Annotated in this window: 1 protein-coding gene; it reads left to right on the forward strand. The window is 26.5% G+C overall.

The window, feature by feature from the left end:
- Nucleotides 1–442, forward strand: a 442-nt coding sequence (locus OEW74_RS19585) for a hypothetical protein (RefSeq protein WP_265430081.1), incomplete at both ends; no start/stop codon positions are given.

The raw sequence follows: 442 nt of genomic DNA on the forward strand, positions 1-442 counted from the left end.
AAGGAAAAGATTTTGTTAATGAATATATTAAATCATCACAAGAAATAAAAATTAAGGTAAATCCAGATTTTTTTGAAGGACAAAACTCTCATACAAGCTTTTTTAAATATACCATATTTTTTAAAGGTATATATGGTAACAGTGGTGATTTTATATTTAAAGATGATTTAAGTAACAAATTTTTTAAAATAATGAGATTTGATTATTATGATGATAAATTTGGCTTACCTCAAAGTACAGAATTAAACGATGAAGAACTTTACGTAAAAGTAGATCCTTTACAAAGCAATAACCCTTCTTTTGGTACAAAGGAAAATCCTATACCTATATTTTCTTACAAAGGCGCTAATAAGGAATTGATGACTGAAATTAGAACTGATGAAAAAGGAGAAGATGGTAAATATATTAATAAAGCTGTTCCCCTTTCTCCTACAGAAGAAGA

It is taken from the genome of Chryseobacterium sp. YIM B08800 (assembly GCF_026163565.1).
Lineage (GTDB): Bacteria > Bacteroidota > Bacteroidia > Flavobacteriales > Weeksellaceae > Chryseobacterium.